The 25,567-nt window shown below is 58.9% G+C and carries 20 protein-coding genes; 17 read left to right on the top strand and 3 right to left on the bottom strand.

What is annotated here, in order from left to right; all coding sequences use genetic code 11:
- Positions 1–489: 489 nt before the first annotated feature.
- Both clpA and clpS read right to left on the bottom strand, forming a co-directional pair.
- Positions 490–2,760: an ATP-dependent Clp protease ATP-binding subunit ClpA gene (gene clpA, locus BK659_RS15510; RefSeq protein ID WP_054597844.1), complete on the bottom strand. Its 2,271-nt coding sequence runs from the start codon at positions 2,758–2,760 to the stop codon at positions 490–492.
- 29 nt (positions 2,761–2,789) lie between these two features.
- The gene (gene clpS, locus BK659_RS15505) at positions 2,790–3,173 is read right to left on the bottom strand and encodes an ATP-dependent Clp protease adapter ClpS (RefSeq protein ID WP_030130931.1); all 384 of its coding nucleotides are present in this window, start codon (positions 3,171–3,173) and stop codon (positions 2,790–2,792) included.
- Positions 3,174–3,396: 223 nt separating this feature from the next.
- Here clpS and cspD point away from each other — a divergent pair, with 223 nt between their 5' ends.
- Positions 3,397–3,660: a cold shock domain-containing protein CspD gene (cspD, locus tag BK659_RS15500; protein ID WP_123426095.1), complete on the top strand. Its 264-nt coding sequence runs from the start codon at positions 3,397–3,399 to the stop codon at positions 3,658–3,660.
- Positions 3,661–3,760: 100 nt separating this feature from the next.
- Here cspD and icd read toward each other — a convergent pair whose 3' ends face one another.
- Entirely contained in the window at positions 3,761–5,017 is a 1,257-nt protein-coding gene (gene icd, locus BK659_RS15495) for an NADP-dependent isocitrate dehydrogenase (RefSeq protein WP_071550691.1), read from the bottom strand.
- 492 nt (positions 5,018–5,509) lie between these two features.
- On the opposite strand from icd, the gene BK659_RS15485 reads away from it, so the two are divergent.
- From BK659_RS15485 to nuoH, 16 genes are all read left to right on the top strand, one after another.
- A complete protein-coding gene (locus BK659_RS15485) occupies positions 5,510–7,735 on the top strand; it encodes an NADP-dependent isocitrate dehydrogenase (RefSeq protein ID WP_123425889.1) in 2,226 nt (741 codons plus the stop codon).
- A gap of 214 nt (positions 7,736–7,949) precedes the next feature.
- Positions 7,950–8,396, top strand: a complete 447-nt coding sequence (locus tag BK659_RS15480; protein WP_123425888.1) for an NUDIX hydrolase — start codon at positions 7,950–7,952, stop codon at positions 8,394–8,396.
- Between the two features lie 59 nt (positions 8,397–8,455).
- Positions 8,456–9,589 carry a tRNA 2-thiouridine(34) synthase MnmA gene (gene mnmA, locus BK659_RS15475; RefSeq protein WP_071550694.1) on the top strand — a complete coding sequence of 378 codons (1,134 nt, stop codon included), beginning with the start codon at positions 8,456–8,458 and terminating at the stop codon, positions 9,587–9,589.
- On the top strand, positions 9,586–10,209 hold the full coding sequence (gene hflD / locus BK659_RS15470) for a high frequency lysogenization protein HflD (protein ID WP_123425887.1): 624 nt from the start codon (positions 9,586–9,588) through the stop codon (positions 10,207–10,209). Before mnmA ends, hflD begins: the two co-directional genes overlap by 4 nt.
- A 127-nt stretch (positions 10,210–10,336) precedes the next feature.
- Positions 10,337–11,707, top strand: coding sequence for an adenylosuccinate lyase (gene purB, locus BK659_RS15465; protein ID WP_123425886.1), 1,371 nt, complete (start codon positions 10,337–10,339; stop codon positions 11,705–11,707).
- A gap of 85 nt (positions 11,708–11,792) precedes the next feature.
- Complete coding sequence (locus tag BK659_RS15460) at positions 11,793–12,959, top strand: ribosomal protein uL16 3-hydroxylase (RefSeq protein WP_071550697.1); 1,167 nt, start codon at positions 11,793–11,795, stop codon at positions 12,957–12,959.
- The gene (locus BK659_RS15455) at positions 12,952–13,377 is read left to right on the top strand and encodes a GNAT family N-acetyltransferase (RefSeq protein ID WP_123425885.1); all 426 of its coding nucleotides are present in this window, start codon (positions 12,952–12,954) and stop codon (positions 13,375–13,377) included. Before BK659_RS15460 ends, BK659_RS15455 begins: the two co-directional genes overlap by 8 nt.
- A gap of 244 nt (positions 13,378–13,621) precedes the next feature.
- On the top strand, positions 13,622–14,419 hold the full coding sequence (locus BK659_RS15450) for a secretin N-terminal domain-containing protein (RefSeq protein WP_123425884.1): 798 nt from the start codon (positions 13,622–13,624) through the stop codon (positions 14,417–14,419).
- A 512-nt stretch (positions 14,420–14,931) separates the two neighbouring features.
- Entirely contained in the window at positions 14,932–16,257 is a 1,326-nt protein-coding gene (aceA, locus tag BK659_RS15445) for an isocitrate lyase (protein WP_123425883.1), read from the top strand.
- Between the two features lie 639 nt (positions 16,258–16,896).
- Entirely contained in the window at positions 16,897–17,310 is a 414-nt protein-coding gene (locus BK659_RS15440; protein WP_095079282.1) for an NADH-quinone oxidoreductase subunit A, read from the top strand.
- 10 nt (positions 17,311–17,320) lie between these two features.
- Positions 17,321–17,995 carry a NuoB/complex I 20 kDa subunit family protein gene (locus BK659_RS15435; RefSeq protein WP_008014893.1) on the top strand — a complete coding sequence of 225 codons (675 nt, stop codon included), beginning with the start codon at positions 17,321–17,323 and terminating at the stop codon, positions 17,993–17,995.
- A gap of 73 nt (positions 17,996–18,068) precedes the next feature.
- Complete coding sequence (gene nuoC / locus BK659_RS15430) at positions 18,069–19,853, top strand: NADH-quinone oxidoreductase subunit C/D (protein ID WP_123426094.1); 1,785 nt, start codon at positions 18,069–18,071, stop codon at positions 19,851–19,853.
- Positions 19,854–19,855: 2 nt separating this feature from the next.
- Entirely contained in the window at positions 19,856–20,353 is a 498-nt protein-coding gene (nuoE, locus tag BK659_RS15425; RefSeq protein WP_007970445.1) for an NADH-quinone oxidoreductase subunit NuoE, read from the top strand.
- The gene (gene nuoF, locus BK659_RS15420; protein WP_123425882.1) at positions 20,350–21,708 is read left to right on the top strand and encodes an NADH-quinone oxidoreductase subunit NuoF; all 1,359 of its coding nucleotides are present in this window, start codon (positions 20,350–20,352) and stop codon (positions 21,706–21,708) included. Before nuoE ends, nuoF begins: the two co-directional genes overlap by 4 nt.
- 137 nt (positions 21,709–21,845) lie before the next feature.
- Entirely contained in the window at positions 21,846–24,560 is a 2,715-nt protein-coding gene (nuoG, locus tag BK659_RS15415) for an NADH-quinone oxidoreductase subunit NuoG (protein WP_123425881.1), read from the top strand.
- Positions 24,557–25,564, top strand: coding sequence for an NADH-quinone oxidoreductase subunit NuoH (nuoH, locus tag BK659_RS15410; protein WP_123425880.1), 1,008 nt, complete (start codon positions 24,557–24,559; stop codon positions 25,562–25,564). The genes nuoG and nuoH overlap by 4 nt, the downstream gene beginning before the upstream one ends.
- The last annotated feature ends 3 nt before the right edge of the window (positions 25,565–25,567 follow it).

The raw sequence follows: 25,567 nt of genomic DNA, 5'->3' as shown, positions 1-25,567 counted from the left end.
CAGGTCGCCATCGCGGGCAAGCCTTGCTCCTACAGTTACTCGATCACCCCCAACGCTCTGCGTAGCATCCAAAGCCAAACACACCCCTACCACTCAGGCCGACCGGTAGGTCGCCGTGCTATTGCTGTTGATCTTGATCCACCCGCCCCCTCGGGAGGCCGAGTGGAGGTGTTCATCAGGAGGTTGGCGCGCAGCGCCGTACGGCGTAGCCGGACACATCGAGAGGAGGTCGTCGCGAAGCAGACCGTAGGCGATGCCTCCTGATGGACACCGGAGCGAGGGAACGCCGAGCCTAAGCGAGGTGCCGTACGCTCGGGGCGAGACTTTTTGGTTACTTTTGAGGCGCTTGTCAAAAGTGACTCGCCGTAAGGGCGAAACCCTAAGCCGCCGTTACCGCAGCAACGGATATACACCCCAATCCAGACCAACCCGCAGACAGCAAAAAGGCGCCATCAGGCGCCTTCTGCTTTAAAGCAACAGCAACAACCGTCAGGCCATTTCCGCAGTGGTCTCGAAGTCAAAGGTCAACTCGCCATCCTTGATGTCGATGTGTACCACACCGCCATGTTCGGCCAGTTCGCCAAAGAGAATCTCCTCCGCCAGCGGACGCTTGATCTTGTCCTGGATCAAACGCGCCATTGGTCGTGCACCCATGGTCGCATCGTAACCACCCGCCGCCAGCCAACTGCGCGCAGCGTCGGTGACCTCGAGCAGAACACGCTTGTCTTCCAGTTGCGCCTGCAGTTCGGTAAGGAACTTGTCCACCACGCTTTTGATGACCTCATGGCTGAGGCGACCAAACTGGATAATGGTGTCCAGACGGTTACGGAACTCCGGCGTGAAGCTCTTCTTGATCACTTCCATCGCGTCGGAAGAGTGATCCTGATGCGTGAAGCCGATAGAAGCCCGAGCTGCGGTTTCGGCACCGGCGTTGGTCGTCATGATGACGATCACGTTACGGAAATCCGCCTTGCGCCCGTTGTTATCGGTGAGCGTACCGTGGTCCATGACCTGCAACAGCAGGTTGAAGACTTCCGGATGCGCCTTCTCGATTTCATCGAGCAACAGCACGCAGTGAGGCTGCTTGGTGATCGCTTCAGTCAGCAGGCCGCCCTGATCGAATCCGACGTAGCCTGGAGGTGCACCGATCAAACGCGAAACGGTGTGGCGCTCCATGTATTCGGACATGTCGAAGCGAACCAGCTCGATCCCCAGCGCCTTGGCCAGTTGCCGAGCCGCTTCGGTTTTACCGACACCGGTAGGGCCGGCAAACAGGAACGAACCGACAGGCTTGTCAGGCGACTTCAGGCCAGCACGGGACAGCTTGATCGCGGTCGACAAGGAGTCGATCGCCGCATCCTGGCCAAACACCGTCAACTTCAGATCGCGCTCAAGGTTACGCAGCAGCTCTTTGTCGGAGCTGGTGACGTGTTTTGGCGGAATCCGCGCGATCTTCGCCACAATGTCCTCGACCTGAGGCACCTCGATGCGTTTCACACGCTTCTCGATTGGCTGCAGACGTTGATAGGCGCCCGCCTCGTCGATGACGTCGATGGCCTTGTCCGGCATGTGCCGATCATTGATGTAGCGTGAGGCCAGTTCGGCAGCGGCACGCAGGGCTTCATCACTGTATTCGATGTTGTGATGGAGTTCGAAACGCCCCTTGAGACCGCGCAGGATACCAATGGTGTCTTCGACCGAAGGCTCCGACACGTCGACCTTCTGGAAGCGCCGAGCCAGGGCACGGTCTTTCTCGAAGATTCCACGGAATTCCTGGAACGTGGTCGAACCGATGCAACGGATATCACCCGACGACAGCAGCGGCTTGAGCAGGTTCGAAGCATCCATGACACCACCGGACGCAGCCCCCGCACCAATAATGGTGTGGATCTCGTCGATGAACAGGATCGCCTGTGGACGTTTTTTCAGCTCATTGAGCAACGCCTTGAAGCGCTTCTCGAAATCGCCGCGGTACTTGGTCCCAGCGAGCAACGCGCCCAGATCGAGCGAATAAACCACACTGTTGGCCAACAGATCAGGCACCTGATTGTCGACAATGCGCTTGGCCAGACCTTCGGCAATCGCGGTTTTACCCACGCCTGCCTCGCCAACCAGCAACGGATTGTTTTTACGCCGGCGCGCCAGAATCTGCGCGACACGCTCAACTTCCATTTCACGCCCTACCAACGGGTCGATACGGCCCTGGCGTGCAAGTTCGTTGAGGTTGCTGGCATAAGCATCCAGAGGATTGCCAGAAGAAGAAGACTCACCGCCCTCGTCGTCCTGCATATCTTGCTCACCTTCAGAGTGTTCGCCATGCCCTGGCACTTTCGAAATGCCATGAGCGATGTAATTGACGACATCTATGCGTGCAACGCTCTGCTGTTTCAGCAGGAACACTGCTTGACTCTCTTGCTCACTGAAGATTGCGACCAGCACGTTGGCGCCAGTCACTTCGCGTTTGCCCGAGCTCTGTACATGAAAGACAGCACGTTGCAGTACACGCTGGAAGCCCAGGGTTGGCTGGGTTTCGCGATCCTCGTCATGAAGGGGGATCAAAGGCGTGGTGGAGTCGATGAACTCCTGCAGATCATGCTTGAGTTTGTCGAGGTTTGCGCCGCAGGCACGCAAAACGGTGGCGGCAGCCTCATTATCCAATAGAGCCAACAGGAGGTGTTCGACGGTCATGAACTCATGACGTTTCGAACGCGCCTCCTTGAAGGCGAGATTGAGGGTGACTTCGAGCTCGCGGTTTAACATAGCTTCACCTCATACCCAAGTGGTCGGCGTTAACCGTCCTTCTCGATTTCACAGAGTAGCGGATGCTGGCTTTCCCTGGCGTACTGGTTGACCTGCATGGCCTTGGTCTCGGCGATGTCGCGGGTAAACACTCCACATACTGCCCGTCCTTCTGTGTGAACGGCCAGCATGACCTTGGTCGCCAGCTCGCGATTCAGGTTAAAAAACACCTCGAGCACTTCGACGACGAAATCCATCGGTGTGTAGTCATCATTGAACAAAACCACCTTGTACATCGGCGGCGCCTGTAACGCAGGCTTAGCCTCCTGTACAGCAATGCCTGCTGAATCGTCGTCGTGTACCTCCGGGTGATCTTTCTGGAGAGTCGGGCGATCCTGATTGAATGTTAGTCGAATCTGGCTGATTGCATGCATGGAAAGAAAGGTTCGTTAGTTGAGCTGAATACAGTGGTGGGGGCGGCCCCAGAGCTTTTCAACTCCGACTGCTTGGTCACCTTGACTATCGGCAAATCAGTGTTACAACCAATAGAGCCCACAGTGGGTAAAAAAGGTCCGCGGCGTCAACCCCAATTCAGGGTTGATGCGGATTAACTGGATGATACTCCAGTGATGGAGTCTGTTGCAGAGGGATATGAGCATGGCTAGCGGTAAGGTCAAATGGTTCAACAATGCCAAGGGATATGGCTTCATCAACGAGGACGGCAAGGAAGAAGATCTCTTCGCCCACTACTCGGCCATTAAAATGGACGGTTACAAGACCTTGAAAGCAGGCCAACCCGTGAGCTTCGAGATCATCCAGGGTCCCAAAGGTCTGCACGCGATCAACATCGACTCAGCTACAGTAAAGGCCAATGCGCCCGCGCCGGCAATGACCGTCCAGCACGAGCCTGCGTTGAGCTGATACCAGCAAACTTCCAGACATAAAAAACCGGCCGACTCAATCATTTGAGTCGGCCGGTTTTTTTATTTAACGCATAGTGGCCTGTGTGGCCACTGGTCGCTTACATGTGCGAGATCAGCGCATCGCCGAACGCGGAAGAAGACAGCAGTTTGGCGCCTTCCATCAGACGTTCGAAGTCATAGGTCACGGTCTTGGCCGAGATGGCGCCGTTGGTGCCCTTGATGATCAGGTCGGCCGCTTCGGTCCAGCCCATGTGGCGCAGCATCATTTCAGCCGACAGAATCAGCGAACCCGGGTTTACCTGGTCCTTGCCGGCGTACTTCGGTGCGGTGCCGTGGGTGGCTTCGAACATGGCCACGGTGTCGGACAGGTTGGCACCTGGCGCGATACCGATACCACCCACTTCAGCCGCCAGGGCGTCGGACAGGTAGTCGCCGTTGAGGTTCAGGGTCGCGATCACATCGTATTCAGCCGGGCGCAACAGGATCTGCTGGAGCATGGCGTCGGCGATGGCATCCTTGACGATAACGTTCTTGCCGGTTTTCGGGTTCTTGAACTGCATCCACGGGCCGCCGTCGAGCAGGGTTGCGCCGAACTCTTCGGCCGCCACTTCGTAGGCCCACTCCTTGAAGGCACCTTCGGTGAACTTCATGATGTTGCCCTTGTGGACGATGGTCAGCGAATCGCGATCATTGTCGACAACGTATTGCAGAGCCTTGCGTGCCAGACGCTTGGTGCCTTCCAGGGAAACCGGCTTGACGCCGATACCGCAGTTCTGGTCGAAACGGATCTTGGTGACGCCCATTTCTTCTTTAAGGAACTTGATGACCTTGGTCGCTTCCGGCGAACCGGCCTTCCACTCGATACCGGCGTAGATGTCTTCCGAGTTCTCGCGGAAGATCGTCATGTCGACGTCGCCAGGTTTTTTGACCGGGCTAGGCACGCCTTCGAACCAGCGCACAGGACGCAGGCACACATAAAGGTCGAGTTGCTGACGCAGAGCAACGTTGAGGGAACGGATACCGCCACCGACCGGCGTGGTCAGCGGCCCCTTGATGGAAACCACGTAATCCTTGACTGCATCCAGAGTTTCCTGAGGCAGCCAGGTGTCCTGATCGTAAACCTGAGTCGCTTTTTCCCCGGCGTAGACTTCCATCCAGGAAATTTTGCGCTCGCCGCCGTAAGCCTTCTTAACAGCAGCATCGACAACCTTGATCATGACCGGGCTGATATCAACGCCAATACCATCACCTTCAATGAAAGGGATGATCGGGTTGTTAGGAACATTGAGAGAATGGTCTGCATTGACGGTGATTTTGTCGCCGACTGCTGGAACCTGAATCTTCTTGTATCCCATGCTGAACTCCATTGTTTGGATTGAACATCTGGCTTCGTCCGAGCGTACCCCAGTTAAATCGGCACGCAAACCCTATGTTCCATCCATCTGCCGCAAAGCTGCGCAGTTCGCGACGTACAAGTCTGAAAGCAAAGGGAAAAGCGCCAAACTCAAGCACGGTGCAAGACTCTACGCCCCACACCCCCCTGCGACCTTTAGACCAATGGACGACATAGGTTGCATATGAACCATCGGCAGATTGCCAGCTACCTATGTATAATGCCGCCGCTGACCACAGGGTCACGACGGCTGAGCGCTCTATTGCGAGACTTTCCGCCCGATAAGCCGAGCTGTTACCGCAGCCCGACCGCTTGACGCTCTACTGATGCACCCAACATCACCGCGAAGAAACCTCGACATTCGGCTCATGGATGACTTTGAACGAACGCGCTTACCCGGCGCCCCTCGAGTTTCTGCGCACGCTTTAGCAAAGAAGAGAGAGTTAATCCGAATATGCCCACCCGCTCGAAGATCATCTATACCTTCACCGACGAAGCCCCAGCCCTCGCCACCTATTCACTGTTGCCTATCGTAGAGGCCTTCACCGCCTCCGCTGATATCGCCGTGGAAACTCGCGATATCTCTCTTGCAGGGCGCATTCTGGCCAGCTTCCCCGAGCAATTGGGTGACAAAGCCGTAGCCGACCACCTCGCCGAACTGGGCGCCCTGGCCGTCACGCCGGAAGCGAACATTATCAAGCTGCCGAACATCAGCGCTTCGGTTCCGCAACTGCAGGCCGCGATCAAAGAACTGCAAGCCCAGGGCTATGCATTGCCGGACTACCCGGAAACCGTGACCAGCGACGCTGACAAGGACGCCAAGTCCCGTTACGACAAGATCAAGGGCAGCGCGGTAAACCCGGTTCTGCGTGAAGGCAACTCCGATCGTCGCGCACCGCTGTCGGTCAAGAACTACGCTCGCAAGCACCCGCACAAAATGGGCGCCTGGGCAAAAGACTCCAAGTCTCACGTCGCTCACATGAGCACCGGCGATTTCTACGGCAGCGAAAAAGCCGCCCTGATCGACGCCGCTGACGCCGTCAAAATCGAACTGATCGCTCGGGATGGCAGCACCACCGTCCTGAAAGAAAAAACCACCGTACAAGCCGGTGAGATCCTCGATTGCGCCGTGATGAGCAAAAATGCCCTGCGCAGCTTCATCGCTGCTGAAATCGAAGACGCCAAGCAAAAAGGCGTGCTGCTGTCGGTTCACTTGAAAGCCACCATGATGAAGGTCTCCGACCCGATCATGTTCGGCCAGATCGTTGCCGAGTTCTATAAAGACGCCCTGGCCAAGCACGCTGACGTGCTGGCACAGATCGGCTTCAACCTGAACAACGGCATCGGCGACCTGTATGCCCGCATCAAGGCTTTGCCTGCCGAGCAGCAAGCCCAGATCGAAGCCGATATCCAGGCGGTCTACGCCGCTCGTCCGTCGCTGGCGATGGTCAACTCCGACAAAGGCATCACCAACCTGCACGTGCCGAGCGACGTCATCGTCGACGCCTCGATGCCGGCCATGATCCGTGACTCCGGCAAGATGTGGGGCACCGATGGCCAGTTGCACGACACCAAGGCGGTGATCCCGGATCGCTGCTACGCGACCATCTACCAGGCGGTGATCGAAGACTGCAAGCTGCACGGTGCTTTCGATCCAACCACCATGGGCAGCGTGCCAAACGTTGGCCTGATGGCGAAAAAAGCCGAAGAGTACGGCTCCCACGACAAGACCTTCCAGATCAAGGCTGACGGCGTGGTTCGCGTTTCCGACAGCGCTGGTCGCACCCTGCTGGAGCAGTCGGTTGAAGCCGGCGACATCTTCCGCATGTGCCAGACCAAAGACGCGCCGATCCAGGACTGGGTCAAACTGGCCGTCAACCGTGCTCGCGCAAGCGCAACGCCAGCGATCTTCTGGCTCGACCCAATGCGCGCTCACGACGGCGTAGTGATCGAGAAGGTTCAGGCTTACCTGAAGGACCACGACACTTCCGGCCTGGACATCCGCATCATGTCGCCAGTCGACGCGATGGCCTTCACCCTGGCTCGCACTCGCGAAGGCAAGGACACCATCTCGGTGACCGGCAACGTCCTGCGCGACTACCTGACCGACCTGTTCCCGATCATGGAACTGGGCACCAGCGCCAAGATGCTGTCGATCGTTCCGCTGATGAACGGCGGTGGTCTGTTCGAAACCGGCGCCGGCGGTTCGGCGCCGAAGCACGTTCAGCAGTTGCTGGAAGAAAACTTCCTGCGCTGGGATTCCCTGGGCGAGTTCCTGGCCCTGGCCGCCTCCCTTGAGCATCTGGGTGTGACGTACAACAACCCTAAAGCGCTGGTGCTGGCCAAGACCCTGGACCAGGCCACCGGCCAGTTCCTGGACAACAACAAGTCGCCATCGCGCAAAGTCGGCAACATCGACAACCGCGGCAGCCACTTCTACCTGGCGCTGTACTGGGCTCAGGCCCTGGCTGCCCAGACTGAAGACGCAGCGCTGCAAGCGCAGTTCAGCCAACTGGCGAAAACCCTGACCGAGAACGAGGCGACCATCGTTGCCGAGCTCAACGCCGTTCAGGGCAAGCCAGTGGACATCGGCGGTTACTACCACGCCGACGCCGAGCTGATCAGCAAGGCCATGCGCCCAAGCAATACCTTCAACGCGGCGATTGCTGCGCTGGTTTAAGGTTGTAAGGGAACATCACAAGCCCCGGCCTCGTGCCGGGGTTTGTGTTTGTGGCCTTTACACAATTCCAATGTGAACACCGGACCAATGTGGGAGCGAGCCTGCTCGCGATAGCGGTTTATCATTCAACATTGATATTGACTGATCCGCCGCAATCGCGAGCAGGCTCGCTCCCACACTGACCGTGTTTCAACATTAAAATCGAGGACGCATTATGGATTGGCTACCCCACATCACCGTCGCCACCATCGTCGAAGACAACGGCCGATTCCTGATGGTCGAAGAACTCAAGGGCGGACGCGCGGTACTCAATCAACCGGCAGGCCACCTGGACCCAAATGAAACCCTGACCGAAGCGGCTGTGCGCGAAACCCTCGAAGAAACCGGCTGGGACGTCGAAGCCACTGGCGTGGTGGGCATCTACCTCTACACCGCCCCGAGCAACGGCGTGACTTACCAGCGCGTGTGTTTTGCCGCCAAAGCCTTGAAGCACCACCCCGACTATCAACTCGACGACGGCATCGTCGGCGCAAAATGGCTGACCCGCGACGAACTCCTGGCGCAGCGCGATCACTGGCGCAGCGAGCTGATTATTCGCTGTATCGACGATTATCTGAGCGGTAAACTCTTTAGTCTCGAACTGATCCGCCCTTCTCTTTAGCCTTGCAGGCTCGGGCCTGATAGAATCGCGTCCTTTTTCAAGACACTCATTAAATCCCTATGCGTGATCCAGCCCCTTCTGACACACAAAAGAAGCGCGTCATTGTCGGCATGTCCGGCGGCGTGGACTCTTCCGTTTCTGCCCTACTGCTGATCGAGCAGGGTTATCAGGTGGAAGGCCTGTTCATGAAGAACTGGGAAGAGGACGACGGAACGGACTACTGCACCGCCATGGACGACTTGGCCGACGCCCAGGCCGTGTGCGACAAGATTGGCATCAAGCTGCACACCGCCAACTTCGCCGCCGAGTACTGGGATAACGTGTTCGAGCACTTCCTGGCCGAATACAAGGCCGGCCGCACGCCGAACCCGGACATCCTGTGCAACCGTGAAATCAAGTTCAAGGCGTTCCTCGACTACGCCATGATGCTCGGCGCCGACCTGATCGCCACCGGCCATTACGTGCGCCGCCGCGACATCGACGGCCGTACCGAATTGCTCAAAGGCCTGGACCCGAACAAGGACCAGAGCTATTTCCTGCACGCCGTAGGTGGCGAACAGATCGCCAAGACCCTGTTCCCGGTCGGCGAACTGGAAAAACCCGAAGTTCGCGCGATTGCCGAGAAACACGACCTGGCCACTGCGAAGAAGAAAGACTCCACCGGTATCTGCTTTATCGGTGAGCGACGCTTCAGCGACTTCCTCAAGCAATACCTGCCGGCGCAGCCAGGCGAAATCAAAACCACCGAAGGTGAAGTGATCGGCCGCCACCATGGCCTGATGTACCACACCATCGGTCAGCGTCAGGGCCTGGGCATCGGCGGTTTGAAAGACGCCGGCGACGAGCCGTGGTACGTGCTGATCAAAGACCTGGAACACAACGAGCTGATCGTTGGCCAGGGCAATGACCACCCCTACCTGTTCTCGCGCGCGCTGCTCGCCTCGGACATCTATTGGGTCAACCCGGTCGACCTGAGTTCGCCACGCAAACTCACGGCGAAAGTCCGCTATCGCCAGAGCGACCAGCCTTGCACCCTGGAAAAAACCGCCAACGGCTACCGCGCCACCTTCGATGACCCGCAGCGCGCGGTCACCCCAGGTCAATCCGTAGTGTTTTACGACGGTGAAATCTGCCTCGGTGGCGGCGTCATCGAAGTCGCCGAACCCTGGAGCAGCAAGGATTCGCGCGCATGAGCCCGACTCAGGAGCAACTGACGGCGCTCGGCGGCGTGTTTCTCGCTGCTGTTCTGGTCGACAAGATCGCCAAGACTGGCCAGGTCACTGAAGCCGGCCTGACCTGCATGCTCGGCAGCTTGTTGATCATCGACCCCAAGGACACGCTGGAGGTCTACGGTGGCGACGACATCAATCTGCGCGAAGGTTATCGCGCATTGATCGGCGCCCTCGAGCGCGACCCGAGCACCTTGCAGCGCGAGCCACTGCGCTATGCACTGTCGATGCTCGGTCTTGAGCGACAACTGGCCAAACGCGGCGACATGCTCGAAGTGATCGGCAAGCGCTTGCCGCAGATTCAGTCCCAGGTCGAGCATTTCGGCCCGGCCCACGAAAACGTGATCGCCGCCTGTGGCGCACTGTATCAGGACACCTTGAGCAACCTGCGCCAACGTATTCAGGTGCACGGCGACATGCGCAACCTGCAACAGCCGAGCAACGCCTCGAAGATCCGCGCCCTGTTGCTGGCCGGCATCCGTTCGGCACGCCTGTGGCGGCAGTTGGGCGGTCATCGCTGGCAGTTGGTGATCAGCCGCCGCAAACTGCTCAAAGAGCTTTATCCGCTGATGCGCAGCAGCTGAACTGCGCCCGTAATACTGTTTTTTAGCCTGTAACGCGTAAGACGCTGGTCAGTTGGCAACGGACCAGCGGATTTTTTCATGTATGATACGCGCCCCATTTCGTTGCCCGACTGTCCGAGAACACCCCATGCAGCTCTCTTCGCTCACTGCGGTTTCCCCTGTTGACGGCCGCTACGCCGGCAAAACCCAGGCCCTGCGCCCAATTTTCAGCGAATACGGTCTGATCCGTGCTCGCGTCCTGGTTGAAGTGCGCTGGCTCCAGCGCCTGGCCGCCCACCCTGCCATCAGCGAAGTGCCGGCGTTCTCCGCCGAAGCCAACGCAGTGCTGAACACCCTGGCGGAAAACTTCTCTCTGGAGCACGCCGAGCGTGTCAAAGAGATCGAGCGCACCACCAATCACGACGTTAAAGCCATTGAGTACCTGCTCAAGGAGCAGGCTGCCAAGCTGCCTGAACTGGCCAACGTCAGTGAGTTCATCCACTTTGCCTGCACCAGCGAGGACATCAACAACCTGTCCCACGCGCTGATGCTGCGCGAAGGCCGTGATGACGTGATGCTGCCGCTGATGCGTCAGACCGCCGAGGCTATCCGTGAGCTGGCAATCCGCTTCGCCGACGTGCCGATGCTGTCGCGCACCCACGGTCAGCCGGCGTCGCCGACCACCCTGGGTAAAGAACTGGCGAACGTGGTTTACCGTCTGGAGCGTCAGATCGCTCAAGTCGCTGCCGTACCGCTGCTGGGCAAGATCAACGGCGCTGTCGGCAACTACAACGCACACATTTCGGCCTACCCGGAAATCGACTGGGAAGCCAACGCCCGCGCCTTCATCGAAGACGAACTGGGTCTGGGCTTCAACCCGTACACCACGCAGATCGAACCGCACGACTACATCGCCGAGCTGTTCGACGCGATCGCGCGCTTCAACACCATCCTGATCGACTTCGATCGCGATATCTGGGGCTACATCTCCCTGGGCTACTTCAAGCAGCGCACCATTGCCGGCGAAATCGGTTCCTCGACCATGCCGCACAAGGTCAACCCGATCGACTTCGAAAACTCCGAAGGCAACCTGGGTATCGCCAACGCACTGTTCCAGCACCTGGCGAGCAAACTGCCGATTTCCCGCTGGCAGCGCGACCTGACCGACTCCACCGTACTGCGCAACCTCGGTGTCGGCTTCGCCCACAGCGTGATCGCGTACGAAGCAAGTCTCAAGGGAATCAGCAAGTTAGAGCTCAATGCTCAGAAGATTGCTGCGGACCTGGACGCGTGCTGGGAAGTCCTGGCCGAGCCAATCCAGACCGTGATGCGTCGCTACAACATTGAAAACCCGTACGAAAAGCTGAAAGAACTGACGCGCGGCAAGGGTATCAGCCCTGAAGCGCTGCAGACTTTCATCAATGCGCTGGACATGCCTGCCGAAGCAAAGGCCGAGCTGAAAAAGCTCACCCCGGCCAACTACATCGGCAACGCCGTGGCACAAGCCAAACGCATCTGATCGACCGCTTGACCCTTTGAGACGCCCGGCAGCGCCGGGCGTTTTTATTCCCGTCTGAAAAGTGCTTTTTTTCAATAGGTTACACATGAATCCTGATATTCCTCTTCAACTTCTGGGCGGCATCACGGCACGGGAATTCCTGCGCGACTACTGGCAGAAAAAACCGTTGCTGATCCGCCAGGCGATCCCTGACTTCGAAAGCCCGATCGACGCCGACGAACTGGCCGGTCTGGCGCTGGAAGAAGAAGTCGAATCGCGCCTGGTCATCGAGCACGGCGAGCGCCCTTGGGAACTGCGTCGCGGCCCGTTTGCCGAAGACGAATTCAGCAAGCTGCCAGAGCGCGAGTGGACCCTGCTGGTGCAGGCTGTCGACCAGTTCGTGCCGGAAGTCAGCGAACTGCTGGAGCACTTCCGCTTCCTGCCGAGCTGGCGCATCGACGACGTGATGATCAGCTTCGCCGCCCCCGGTGGCAGCGTCGGCCCGCACTTCGATAACTACGACGTGTTCCTGCTGCAAGGCCACGGCAAGCGCAACTGGAAAATCGGCCAGATGTGCGATTCCGACAGCCCGCTGCTGCAACATGCCGACCTGCGCATCCTCGCCGACTTCGAAGCCACCGACGAGTGGACCCTGGAACCGGGCGACATGCTTTACCTGCCGCCGCGCCTGGCCCACTGCGGCGTGGCCGTTGACGATTGCATGACCTACTCGGTCGGTTTCCGCGCGCCAAGCGCCGCTGAAGTACTGACCCACTTCACCGACTTCCTCAGCCAGTTCCTGCCTGATGAAGAGCGCTACACCGATGCCGACGCACAGCCAGCGATCGACCCGCACCAGATCCAGCATGACGCACTCGACCGCCTGAAAAGCCTGCTGGCCGAGCACATGAGCGACGAGCGCCTGCTGCTGACCTGGTTCGGCCAGTTCATGACCGAGCCGCGCTACCCGGAACTGGTAGTGGGTCCGGAGCTGGAAGAAGACGACCTGCTGAGCAGCCTTGAGCAAGGCGCCGTACTGATTCGCAACCCAAGCGCACGCCTGGCCTGGTCCGAAGTCGACGATGACCTGCTGCTGTTCGCCAGCGGCCAGAGCCGTTACCTGCCGGGCAAGCTGCGCGAACTGCTGAAAATGATTTGCGCCGCCGATGCGCTGCACGTCGACAACCTTGGCCAATGGCTGAGCGATGAAGACGGCCGCAACCTGCTGTGCGAACTGGTCAAGCAAGGTAGCCTGGGATTTGCCGATGAATAAAATTCGCGTACGTGTCGCAGACTGGCAAAAGGATATCGCCGAGATCCGGCGCATTCGTGAAGCGGTGTTCATCGCCGAGCAATCCGTTCCACCTGAACTGGAATGGGATGCCGACGACGCGAGCGCCGTGCATTTCCTCGCCTTCGAAGGCGACTTTCCGATTGGCACCGCCCGCCTGCTGCCCGATGGTCACATCGGCCGGGTGTCGGTACTCAAGGACTGGCGCGGCCTGAAAGTCGGCGACAAGCTGATGCAAGCAGTGATTGGTGAAGCCGAGAAGCGCGGGCTCAAACAGCAGATGCTGAGTGCTCAGGTGCAGGCAACAGCGTTCTATGAGCGTTTGGGCTTCAGCATTGTCAGTGAGGAGTTCCTGGAAGCCGGGATTCCGCATGTGGACATGGTGCGTCATTCGGCTTGAGACCGCGGCGCGGCCATCGCGAGCAAGCTCGCTCCCACATTAGATTTGTGAGCTGCCACAGATTGCAGCAACACCATCAATCCACTGTGGGAGCGAGCTTGCTCGCGATGGCAATTTCAGGAACACCACAAAAACGCCTCGCCATCCTCAGATAGCGGGGCGTTTTGCTGTCTAGAATTCAACTTGCCCCACCGCAGGCCGACAAACTGGCAATATCAAGCCTTTGATCGCGGAGATAACGGACATGTCCCTACGCACCCTGCTCACCACGCTGCTGCTGACCTGCAGTTTTTCGGTCATCGCCGCTACCGAGGTGGTGCAGCTCAACAATCGCACCAGCGCCGACCTGCTGCCGGTTGCGCAGAATTTTATCGGCAGGGACGGCAAGGTCAGCGCCTATGGCAACCAACTGATCGTCAACGCCGAACCCGACAAGATCGACGAACTCAAGACCCTGATCGCACAGCTCGACACCGTGCCAAAACGCCTGCTGATCACCGTCGACACCAACGAAAACAACCAGCAAAACAACGCCGATCAGCAGACACAGATCATCACCTACAGCACCGACAGCCGCGAAGGCGGCATCCAGCAGGTCCAGACCAGCGAAGGCACACCGGCTCTGATCCAGGTCGGCCAAAGCGTGCCGCTGACCACCACCCAGACCGATGCCTACGCTGCGCTGCCAAACCAGAGCAACACCTCCGGCCAGCCGCAAAACCTGCCCAACAACTACGCTCACCTGCAAAGCCAGACCCAATACCGCAACGTCACCCAGGGCTTCTACGTCACCGCCAGCGTCACCGGCGACATCGTTCACCTGGCGATCAGTACCAACCGTGACCGTATGAGCCAGGAGCGTCCCGATGTAGTGAACGTGCAAAGTACCGACACAACCGTCAGCGGTCGCCTGGGCGAGTGGATCACTCTGGCCGGCGTCAACCGCCAGACGCAAGCCGACAAACAGCGCCTGAGCCGCAGCTACTCGACTCAGGGCCGGGATGACATGACCTTGCGAGTGAAAGTCGACGCCCTGGACTAACACACCGAAAACTGACTGATTAGTCGTATTAGACCAAAGATGTAGTGCTTGAAAAAAAGCACTACAAAATGTTTGACGAGCCAAAAAAGCAAAGGCATGATGGCCTCGCTCCCGCTAATCAGAGGCCCCGGCAAGGGCCTTCGAATCGCGCTCTAACCTTACCGACCTGAGCCGATTCGTGTCTGTACCGCCCACAAGGTGTGTTTGACGAGGTTGCGACTGGAACGAAGTTGTCCCGAGGGACGGAAGCGTAATAGGTAGCCCGGCAACACACTGATGATCGTATAAAGGCCCACGACGCCCGAATGCGCCCGCCAGTTCGCCCTTACCTGCTCAGCTTTCATCCTCGAGCCCATCGTTCATCCCGTCGCCTTCCCCGCCAGACCCGACTTGACCGCCTAAGCTTCTGGTCAGCGAGCAGCCATCTACGCCCCATTTGAATGTGCGTATTGGCAACTGGAATTTTCCACCAAGAACCACTTTCCACAAAAGACGCGACGAGGTTTATCTCCATGGCACTGACACGCGAACAGCAAATTGCAGCCCTTGAAAAAGACTGGGCTGAAAACCCGCGCTGGAAAGGCGTGACACGCACTTACTCCGCTGCTGACGTCGTCCGTCTGCGTGGCTCGGTTCAACCTGAGCACACTTTTGCAAAAATGGGCGCCGAGAAGCTCTGGAACCTGGTTACCCAGGGTGCCAAGCCTGCTTTCCGCCCCGAGAAAGATTTCGTCAACTGCATGGGCGCCCTGACCGGCGGCCAGGCAGTACAACAAGTTAAAGCCGGTATCCAGGCGATCTACCTGTCGGGCTGGCAGGTTGCTGCAGACAATAACTCTGCAGAATCGATGTACCCGGACCAGTCGCTGTACCCGGTCGACTCCGTACCGACCGTGGTCAAGCGCATCAACAACTCGTTCCGTCGTGCTGACCAGATCCAGTGGAAAGCCGGCAAGAACCCGGGCGACGAAGGTTACATCGACTACTTCGCACCGATCGTTGCCGACGCTGAAGCCGGTTTCGGTGGCGTTCTGAACGCCTACGAACTGATGAAGAGCATGATCGAAGCAGGCGCTGCCGGCGTTCACTTCGAAGACCAACTGGCGTCCGTGAAAAAATGCGGCCACATGGGCGGCAAGGTACTGGTTCCTACCCAGGAAGCCGTACAGAAGCTGACCGCTGCCCGTCTGGCGGCTGACGTTGCCGGTACTCCGACCATCATCCTGGCTCGTACCGACGCTAACGCGGCTGACCTGCTGACTTCCGACTGCGACCCGTACGACCAGCCATTCGTGACTGGCGAGCGCACCCAGGAAGGCTTCTACAAAGTTCGCGCCGGCCTCGACCAGGCTATCGCTCGCGGCCTGGCCTACGCGCCGTATGCCGACCTGATCTGGTGCGAAACCGCCAAGCCGGATCTGGACGAAGCCCGTCGCTTCGCTGAAGCGATCAAAAAGGAATACCCGGACCAACTGCTGTCGTACAACTGCTCGCCTTCCTTCAACTGGAAGAAAAACCTGGACGACGCGACCATCGCCAAGTTCCAGCGCGAACTGTCCGCCATGGGCTACAAGCACCAGTTCATCACCCTGGCCGGCATTCACAACATGTGGCACAGCATGTTCAACCTGGCGCACGACTACGCCCGCAACGACATGACTGCCTACGTGAAGCTGCAGGAGCAGGAGTTCGCTGACGCCTCCAAGGGTTACACCTTCGTGGCTCACCAGCAGGAAGTGGGCACCGGCTACTTCGACGACATGACCACCGTGATTCAGGGCGGCTCGTCTTCGGTTACCGCGCTGACCGGTTCCACCGAAGAAGAACAGTTCCACTGATCTGATTCGAACGAGCAAACGGCCCTTCCGGACCGAGTAAAAAGCTAACCGGAATGCCGCACATCTAACGCCCCGACTGGTTCGGGGCGTTTTTTTGCCCGCGATTTGAAAGGAACCACCGAACCCTGTGGGAGCGAGCTTGCTCGCGATAGCGGAATGTCAGGTAGCACAGTATCGAATGGAAGGCCGCCATCGCGAGCAAGCTCGCTCCCACAATGGACGAAGGCGGGCAAAAGAAAACATTGATCCAGCGCGGTATTTCGATCGGCAAAACAGGGTAAAACGACCCCGCGCGTTACTTGCAGTAGCAGGGATGTAAGCGCAACTTTCCAGCCACTACCCCGAATAACAGTTTAAAAACCGCTACAAATAATATTGATTATCATTTAGCGACAAGCATGTTCGTTGCAACACACACAAAACATTATTGACAAAACCCCGGCTAATGCCCGCAACGTATGGGCTGCGGGGTTTTGGAGGTGCGCTATGTCCTTATTCTTATAAATAATTTCGCCACAGAAAATTTACTTGCTCGGTGTTTAGCCATAAAATCACCGCGATTGATTGCTGCGACATATCGTCACTGCTTTGTTTCTTTTCAAGCTCAGAGACCTTTGCTCTCTGTTAAGGATTACCAGCATGCCCGAAGCGACAGGACTCATGGCCCACAACTGGGGCTTTGCCATTTTCCTTCTGGGTGTCGGCGGCCTTTGCGCCTTCATGCTCGGCGTCTCCAGCCTCCTCGGGTCAAAAGCCTGGGGCCGCAGCAAAAACGAACCGTTCGAGTCCGGCATGCTACCTACCGGTGGCGCCCGCTTGCGGCTCTCAGCCAAATTCTATCTGGTCGCGATGCTTTTCGTGATCTTCGATATCGAAGCCCTATTTCTCTTTGCCTGGTCTGTGTCCGTCCGCGAAAGCGGCTGGACCGGATTCGTCGAAGCTCTCGTTTTCATAGCAATTCTGTTGGCAGGTCTTGTCTACCTATTTCGAGTGGGCGCCCTTGATTGGGCTCCGGCAGCTCGTCGTAAGCGGCAGGCGAAGCTGAAACAATGAGGCTTTGGCAATGCAATACAATCTCACCAGGATCGACCCGGATGCTCCTAACGAGCAGTACCCGATCGGCAAGCGGGAAACCGTTTCCGATCCGTTAGAAGATCAAGTCCACAAAAACATTTTCATGGGCAAGCTCGAAGACGTGCTTAACGGCACGATCAACTGGGGGCGCAAGAACTCCCTGTGGCCGTATAACTTCGGTCTTTCGTGCTGCTACGTGGAAATGACCACCGCCTTCACGGCGCCCCACGACATCGCGCGCTTTGGCGCCGAGGTTATCCGGGCATCGCCGCGCCAGGCGGATTTCATGGTTATTGCCGGAACCTGCTTCATCAAGATGGCGCCGATCATTCAGCGTCTCTACGAGCAAATGCTCGAGCCGAAGTGGGTTATCTCCATGGGTTCGTGCGCCAACTCCGGTGGCATGTACGACATCTACTCCGTCGTTCAAGGGGTGGACAAGTTCCTGCCCGTGGACGTCTACGTGCCTGGCTGCCCGCCCCGCCCTGAAGCTTTTCTGCAAGGCTTGATGCTGTTGCAGGAGTCGATTGGCCAGGAGCGTCGCCCACTTTCCTGGGTCGTTGGTGATCAAGGCGTTTATCGCGCCGAGATGCCATCGCAAAAGGAACAGCGCCGCGAACAGCGTATTCAGGTAACCAACCTGCGCAGCCCCGACGAAGTCTGATCCAGCTCTGTTCCTGCAAAGAAACGAGAAACTGGCTTCATTCTTTACGTTGACCGAAAGCGATAAAAAAACCATGACTACAGGCAGTGCTCTGTACATCCCGCCTTACAAGGCAGACGACCAGGATGTGGTCGTCGAATTGAACAACCGTTTTGGCCCTGAGGCGTTCAGCGCCCAGGCCACCCGCACCGGCATGCCGGTGCTTTGGGTTGCCCGTGCCAAACTCGTCGAAGTCCTGACCTTCCTGCGCAACCTGCCCAAGCCGTACGTCATGCTCTATGACCTGCATGGCGTGGACGAGCGTCTGCGCACCAAGCGCCAGGGTTTGCCGAGCGGTGCCGATTTCACTGTGTTCTATCACTTGATGTCGATCGAACGTAATAGTGACGTAATGATCAAAGTCGCCTTGTCCGAAAGCGACCTCAGCTTGCCGACCGTGACCGGTATCTGGCCAAACGCCAACTGGTACGAGCGTGAAGTGTGGGACATGTACGGCATCAACTTTGCCGGTCACCCGCACCTGACCCGCATCATGATGCCACCGACCTGGGAAGGTCACCCGCTGCGCAAGGACTTCCCGGCCCGTGCCACCGAGTTCGACCCGTTCAGCCTGACCCTGGCCAAGCAACAGCTTGAGGAAGAAGCCGCACGCTTCAAACCTGAAGACTGGGGCATGAAGCGTTCCGGTCCGAACGAGGACTACATGTTCCTCAACCTGGGCCCGAACCACCCTTCGGCTCACGGTGCGTTCCGCATCATCCTGCAACTGGACGGCGAAGAGATCGTCGACTGCGTGCCGGACGTCGGTTACCACCACCGTGGTGCCGAGAAGATGGCCGAGCGTCAATCCTGGCACAGCTTCATCCCGTACACCGACCGTATCGACTACCTCGGCGGCGTGATGAACAACCTGCCGTACGTACTCTCGGTCGAGAAGCTGGCCGGCATCAAGGTGCCAGAGAAGGTCGACGTCATCCGCATCATGATGGCCGAGTTCTTCCGGATCACCAGCCACCTGCTGTTCCTGGGGACGTACATCCAGGACGTCGGCGCCATGACTCCGGTGTTCTTCACCTTCACCGACCGCCAGAAAGCGTACACGGTGATCGAAGCCATCACCGGTTTCCGTCTGCACCCGGCCTGGTACCGCATCGGTGGCGTCGCTCACGACCTGCCACGCGGCTGGCAAAAACTGGTCAAAGACTTCGTCGAGTGGATGCCAAAGCGTCTGGACGAATACCAGAAAGCCGCACTGGACAACAGCATCCTGCGTGGCCGGACCATCGGCGTCGCCGCCTACAACACCAAAGAGGCCCTGGAATGGGGCGTCACCGGTGCAGGCTTGCGTTCGACCGGTTGCGATTTCGACCTGCGTAAAGCCCGTCCATACTCCGGCTACGAGAACTTCGAATTCGAAGTGCCGCTGGCCGCCAATGGCGATGCCTACGATCGTTGCATCGTGCGCGTTGAAGAAATGCGCCAGAGCATCAAGATCATCGACCAGTGCCTGCGCAACATGCCGGAAGGCCCGTACAAGGCGGATCACCCGCTAACCACGCCGCCGCCCAAAGAGCGCACGCTGCAGCACATCGAGACCTTGATCACGCACTTCCTGCAAGTTTCGTGGGGCCCGGTCATGCCGGCCAACGAATCCTTCCAGATGATCGAAGCGACCAAGGGCATCAACAGTTATTACCTGACGAGCGATGGCGGCACCATGAGCTACCGCACCCGGATTCGCACCCCAAGCTTCCCGCATCTGCAACAGATCCCTTCGGTGATCAAAGGCAGCATGGTCGCGGACTTGATCGCGTACCTGGGTAGTATCGATTTCGTTATGGCCGACGTGGACCGCTAAGCATGAACAGCACGCTTATCCAGACAGACCGTTTCGCCTTGAGCGAAACCGAGCGCTCGGCCATCGAGCACGAGCTGCATCACTACGAAGACCCGCGCGCGGCGTCGATCGAAGCCTTGAAGATCGTCCAGAAGGAACGTGGCTGGGTGCCTGACGGCGCGCTCTACGCCATCGGCGAGATCCTTGGCATCCCGGCCAGCGACGTTGAAGGCGTGGCGACGTTCTATAGCCAGATCTTCCGTCAGCCAGTCGGCCGTCACATTATTCGCGTCTGCGACAGCATGGTCTGCTACATCGGTGGCCACGAGTCGGTGGTCAGCGAAATCCAGAGCAAGCTGGGCATCGGCCTGGGTCAAACCACCGCCGACGGTCGTTTCACCCTGCTGCCGGTCTGCTGCCTCGGCAACTGCGACAAGGCGCCGGCGTTGATGATCGACGACGACACATTCGGCGACGTGCAGCCTGCTGGCGTTGCCAAATTGCTCGAGGGCTACGTATGACCCTGACTTCCTTCGGCCCTGCCAACCGCATCAAGCGCAGCGCAGAGACCCATCCGCTGACCTGGCGCCTGCGTGACGATGGCGAGGCAGTCTGGCTCGACGAGTACCAGGCCAAGAACGGCTACGCGGCAGCGCGCAAAGCCTTCGCCGACATGGCCCAGGACGATATCGTCCAGACCGTCAAGGACTCCGGTCTCAAGGGTCGCGGCGGCGCAGGTTTCCCCACGGGCGTGAAGTGGGGCCTGATGCCCAAAGACGAATCCATCAACATCCGCTACCTGCTGTGCAATGCGGATGAAATGGAACCCAACACCTGGAAAGACCGCATGCTGATGGAGCAACTGCCCCATCTGCTGATCGAAGGCATGCTGATCAGTGCTCGCGCGCTGAAAACCTACCGTGGCTACATCTTCCTGCGTGGCGAATACACCACCGCCGCCAAGCACCTGAACCGTGCCGTGGAAGAAGCCAAGGCCGCCGGCCTGTTGGGCAAGAACATCCTGGGCAGCGGCTTCGATTTCGAGCTGTTCGTCCACACTGGCGCCGGGCGTTATATCTGCGGTGAAGAAACCGCACTGATCAACTCCCTGGAAGGCCGCCGCGCCAACCCGCGCTCCAAGCCGCCCTTCCCTGCCGCCGTAGGCGTCTGGGGCAAGCCGACCTGCGTGAACAACGTAGAAACCCTGTGCAACGTGCCGGCGATCATTGCCGACGGCGTGGACTGGTACAAATCGTTGGCGCGCGAAGGCAGTGAAGACATGGGCACCAAGCTCATGGGCTTCTCTGGCAAGGTCAAGAACCCGGGCCTGTGGGAATTGCCATTCGGCGTCACCGGTCGCGAGCTGTTTGAAGACTACGCCGGTGGCATGCGCGACGGTTACACGCTCAAGTGCTGGCAGCCAGGCGGCGCCGGTACCGGCTTCCTGCTGCCGGAACACCTGGACGCACAAATGTACGCCGGCGGCATCGCCAAAGTGGGCACCCGTATGGGTACCGGCCTGGCCATGGCGGTGGATGACAGCGTCAACATGGTGTCCCTGCTGCGCAACATGGAAGAGTTCTTCTCCCGTGAATCGTGCGGTTTCTGCACCCCGTGCCGTGACGGTTTGCCGTGGAGCGTCAAGCTCCTGCGTGCCATCGAAAACGGTGAAGGGCAAGCCGGTGACATCGAGACCCTGCTGGGTCTGGTCGGCTTCCTCGGCCCAGGCAAGACCTTCTGTGCTCACGCACCGGGCGCCGTGGAGCCATTGGGCAGCGCAATCAAATACTTCCGTCCAGAGTTCGAAGCCGGCATCGCGCCTATCAGCAGCGTTGCCGTCCCGCCTCTGGCAAAGCCGATCCTGGTCGGCGCTTAACGCTTAAAAAAAGGCGAACGGTCCGTGCCGTTCGCCTTTCGTCCGATGACGCCTTTTCAGGCTGTTTGGATTTGGACGGATAACAAGATTCCATTAGCCACGCCCGCTGACACCGGGCCAACGAAGAACTTTGAACCATGGCCACTATCCACGTAGACGGCAAAGAGCTCGAAGTCGATGGGGCAGACAACCTGTTACAGGCATGTCTGTCGCTAGGCCTCGATATCCCTTATTTCTGCTGGCACCCCGCCCTCGGCAGCGTTGGCGCTTGCCGCCAGTGCGCCGTCAAGCAGTACACCGACGAGAACGACAAGCGTGGTCGTATCGTCATGTCCTGCATGACCCCTGCGACCGACGGCAGCTGGATCTCCATCGATGACGAAGAAGCCAAAGTGTTTCGCGCAAGCGTCGTCGAATGGCTGATGACCAACCACCCGCACGACTGCCCCGTGTGCGAGGAAGGCGGTCACTGCCACCTGCAAGACATGACGGTAATGACCGGCCACAACGAGCGCCGTTACCGCTTCACCAAGCGTACCCACCAGAACCAGCAACTGGGCCCGTTCATTTCCCACGAAATGAACCGCTGCATCGCCTGCTATCGCTGCGTACGTTTCTATAAAGACTACGCCGGCGGTACCGACCTCGGTGTATTCGGCGCCCACGACAACGTGTACTTCGGTCGCGTAGAAGACGGCACCCTCGAAAGCGAGTTCTCCGGCAACCTCACCGAGGTCTGCCCGACCGGTGTGTTCACCGACAAGACTCACTCCGAGCGCTACAACCGTAAGTGGGACATGCAGTTCTCGCCGAGCATCTGCCATGGCTGCTCCAGCGGTTGCAACATCAGCCCGGGTGAGCGTTACGGCGAACTGCGTCGCATCGAAAACCGTTTCAACGGTTCGGTAAACCAGTACTTCCTGTGCGACCGTGGCCGTTTCGGCTATGGCTACGTCAACCGCGAAGATCGCCCACGTCAGCCATTGCTGGCCAACGGCGCGAAGCTGAGCCTGGACGAAGCGCTGGATAAAGCCGCTGATCTGCTACGCGGTCGCAACATCGTCGGTATCGGTTCGCCGCGTGCCAGCCTTGAAAGCAACTACGCGCTGCGCGAACTGGTCGGTGCCGAGCACTTCTATTCGGGTATCGAAGCTTCCGAGCTTGAGCGTATTCGTCTGGTCATGCAGGTGCTGAAAGACAGCCCGCTGCCGATTCCGAACATGCGCGACGTCGAAGACCACGATGCGATTTTCGTCCTCGGCGAAGACCTGACGCAGACAGCTGCGCGCATGGCCCTGGCCCTGCGTCAATCGGTCAAAGGCAAAGCCGAAGACATGGCCGACGCGATGCGCGTTCAGCCTTGGCTCGACGCCGCGGTGAAAAACATCGGTCAGCACGCGCTGAACCCGCTGTTTATCGCCAGCCTGGCTGAAACCAAGCTCGACGACGTGGCTGAAGAATGCGTTCACGCCGCTCCGGACGACCTGGCACGTATCGGTTTCGCCGTGGCTCACGCCCTCGACGCCAGCGCTCCAGCCGTTGAAGGCCTGGACAGCGAAGCCCTCGAACTGGCTCAGCGGATCGCCAACGCCCTGCTGGCGGCCAAGCGTCCGCTGATCATCGCCGGTACTTCGCTGGGCTCCAAAGCCTTGATCGAAGCTGCCGCGAACATCGCCAAAGCCCTGAAACTGCGCGAGAAGAACGGTTCCATCAGCCTGATCGTGCCAGAGGCCAACAGCCTCGGCCTGGCCATGCTCGGTGGCGAATCGGTCGACGCAGCCCTGCAAGCAGTGATCTCTGGTCGCGCCGACGCCATCGTCGTGCTGGAAAACGATCTGTACACCCGTACCGACAAAGCCAAGGTCGATGCCGCCCTGACCGCCGCTAAAGTGGTGATCGTTGCCGACCATCAAAAAACCGCTACCAGCGATCGCGCGCATCTGGTTCTGCCAGCCGCCAGCTTCGCTGAAGGCGACGGTACGCTGGTCAGCCAGGAAGGTCGTGCCCAGCGCTTCTTCCAGGTCTTCGACCCGACTTACCTCGATGCAAGCATCCTGGTTCACGAAGGCTGGCGCTGGTTGCATGCCCTGCGCGCTACCCTGCTGAACCAGCCGATCGACTGGACCCAACTGGACCACGTCACGGCTGCCTGCGCTTCGAGCACTCCGCAACTGGCCGCTATCGTCAACGCTGCGCCGTCTGCTTCGTTCCGGATCAAAGGCCTGAAACTGGCCCGCGAACCGCTGCGTTACAGCGGCCGGACCGCCATGCGCGCCGACATCAGCGTGCACGAACCGCGCACATCCCAGGACAACGACACTGCGTTCTCGTTCTCCATGGAAGGTTACTCGGGCTCCGTCGAACCACGTCAGCAAGTGCCATTTGCCTGGTCGCCGGGCTGGAACTCGCCGCAAGCCTGGAACAAGTTCCAGGATGAAGTCGGTGGTCACCTGCGTGCCGGTGATCCGGGTGCTCGCCTGATCGAAAGCCAGGGTGATTCGCTGAACTGGTTCGCCAGTGTTCCGCGTGCATTCAACCCGGCTCAAGGCACCTGGCAGGTTGTGCCGTTCTTCCACCTGTTCGGCAGCGAAGAGAATTCTTCGAAAGCCGCTCCGGTCCAGGAACGCATTCCAGCCGCTTACGTATCGCTGGCCAAGTCCGAAGCCGATCGCCTGGGCGTCAATGACGGTGCCATGCTGAGCTTGAACGTTGCCGGCCAGACCTTGCGTCTGCCGCTGCGCATCAATGAAGAGCTGGGTGCTGGTCTGGTGGCGTTGCCTGCGGGTATCGCCGGCATTCCACCGGCAATCTTTGGCAAATCCGTTGACGGTCTGCAGGAGGCAGCTCAATGACCTTGTTCACTCCTGAAGTGATCGACATCATCATCGCGGTCCTCAAGGCCATCGTGATCCTGCTCGCCGTGGTGGTGTGCGGCGCGCTGTTGAGCTGGGTCGAGCGTCGTTTGCTCGCCCTCTGGCAGGACCGTTACGGTCCGAACCGCGTCGGCCCGTTCGGCGCGTTCCAGATCGCCGCCGACATGATCAAGATGTTCTTCAAGGAAGACTGGACGCCGCCGTTCGCCGACAAGGTGATCTTCACCCTGGCGCCGGTCGTGGCCATGAGCGCCTTGCTGATTGCCTTCGCAATCATCCCGATCACCCCGACCTGGGGCGTGGCGGACCTGAACATCGGCATCCTGTTCTTCTTCGCCATGGCCGGTCTGTCGGTCTACGCGGTGTTGTTCGCCGGCTGGTCGAGTAACAACAAGTTCGCCCTGCTGGGCAGCTTGCGGGCCTCGGCACAAACCGTGTCGTACGAAGTGTTCATGGGCCTGTCGTTGATGGGCATCGTGATCCAGGTCGGCTCGTTCAACATGCGCGACATCGTCGATTATCAAGCCCAGCACCTGTGGTTCATCATTCCGCAGATCTTCGGTTTCCTGACCTTCTTCATTGCTGGCGTCGCCGTGACTCACCGTCACCCGTTCGACCAGCCGGAAGCGGAGCAGGAACTGGCCGACGGTTACCACATTGAATACGCCGGCATGAAATGGGGCATGTTCTTCGTCGGTGAGTACATCGGCATCGTGTTGATTTCGGCGCTGCTGGTGACCTTGTTCTTCGGTGGCTGGCACGGTCCGTTCGGCATTCTGCCGCAGATCCCGTTCATCTGGTTCGCACTGAAAACCGCGTTCTTCATCATGTTCTTCATCCTGCTGCGCGCCTCGATTCCACGCCCACGGTATGACCAAGTGATGGACTTCAGCTGGAAGTTCTGCCTGCCGCTGACCCTCGTCAACATGCTGGTGACCGCTGCGATCGTGTTGCTCAACACGCCCGCCGTCGCGGCTCAGTGAGGA

Origin of the sequence: Pseudomonas brassicacearum (genome assembly GCF_003732225.1) — a bacterium.
Taxonomy (GTDB): domain Bacteria; phylum Pseudomonadota; class Gammaproteobacteria; order Pseudomonadales; family Pseudomonadaceae; genus Aquipseudomonas; species Aquipseudomonas brassicacearum_E.
Note: the sequence above shows the minus strand (reverse complement) of the source record. Positions and strands in the feature narration are given on the sequence as shown.